The organism is Microbacterium sp. CPCC 204701 (genome assembly GCF_004010105.1).
Classification (GTDB): domain Bacteria; phylum Actinomycetota; class Actinomycetes; order Actinomycetales; family Microbacteriaceae; genus Microbacterium.
The window spans coordinates 1-1,285 of sequence record NZ_RRYE01000585.1; the positions used below are offsets into that span (position 1 = coordinate 1).

The 1,285-nt window shown below is 72.8% G+C and carries 2 protein-coding genes; both read left to right on the plus strand.

Translation table 11 applies throughout. From position 1 onward, the window contains the following. On the plus strand, positions 1-396 hold a 396-nt coding region (locus EIO58_RS18095), incomplete at its 5' end, for an FCD domain-containing protein (protein WP_127820573.1). Positions 397-426: 30 nt separating this feature from the next. Further along, on the plus strand, positions 427-837 hold the full coding sequence (locus EIO58_RS18100; RefSeq protein ID WP_127820574.1) for a dehydrogenase: 411 nt from the start codon (positions 427-429) through the stop codon (positions 835-837). The last annotated feature ends 448 nt before the right edge of the window (positions 838-1,285 follow it).

Consider the following 1,285-nt stretch of genomic DNA (forward strand, 5'->3'; position numbering starts at 1 on the left):
GTCCTCGGCCTCCGCCGCGTGCTCGAGGGCGGCGCCGCGCGGGCGGCTGCAGGGCGCACGCTCGACGCGGCCGCGCGAGACGAGCTGTGGGCGCGGTACGAGGCGACGGCCGCGGCATCCGAAGCGGACTACCGCCGCCTCGACACATTGCTGCACCTGACGATCGCCGAGCTCTCCGGCATCCCCTCCCTCGTCGCGCTCGCCGCGGAGAACCGGGCCCGCGTGAACGAGTGGCTCGACACGTTCCCGCTGCTGCCGCGCAACATCGACCACTCGAACGCCCAGCACGAGCGCATCGTCACCGCGATCCTGGCGGGCAGGCCGGACGCTGCCGAAGGCGCGGTCCTGCAGCACCTCGCCGGGTCGGAAGCGCTGCTGCGCGGGTTCCTCGCGTAACCCGTGCGGCTGCGCCCTTACGCTGGAGCAATGGCGGGAAAGAAGCGCGCGAAGAAGCAGGAGCAGCCCCTCGAGTTCCGCAACACGCAGCTCACCGACGCGCTGCAGACGCAGGACATGGCAGCGGTCGCGTTCGCACTCAGGCACGGTCCGACGGTGGTGCCGCTCATGCGCCCTGGCGATCGCGACAACCCGCTCGACGTCGGCGAGGTGTGGACCTATCGGGACCCGAACACCGGCGACGTCGCACTGCTGCTGTTCAGCGACGCCGCCCACAAGCCGGCGACCCTGCCCCCCGGCGTCGCGCTGCAGTCGCCGGCATGGCTGCGGGCGTTCCTCGGTGCGCACGAGCACGAGATCACCACGGTGTTCTTCGACATCGCGGGACCGCACCCCATGCAGGCGTCGCCGACCGACCTCATCGCGGCGCTCGACGCCTGACGCTTCGACAGGCCGGGCGACCGGAGGCGCTGGATGCTCGGCGCGCGGTGCCGGTCAGCGGTAGCCCGAGGCCTCCGTTCACGCCACACGCGGGCGTGACCGTGCCGAACGTCCTTGCCCTGTCGTACGCTCGCGGAGTGGAATTCCTCGTGGTGGGTATCGTCTGCGCCGCCGGTCTCGTGATTCCGATCGCCCTGGGCCTGGCAGACCCGCATCGGCGCCGTTCGCGCGGACGCTGAGCAGGCACGTGGAATGCGCGCCGCAGAGAGGGATTCTCGGCGGGCGCGCCCGATCAGAACGCGGGCACGGCGTCGCCGGGGGCGCCCTTCGCCCGGGCCTGCACGTCGGCGAGGGCGCCGCGCAGGCGTCCGGAGCGATCGTCGATGAGGTCGCGGTACCCGAGCCTGGCCGCCTCGGTGCGGCGCTGCGCGGCCTGGGTGACGGGGCG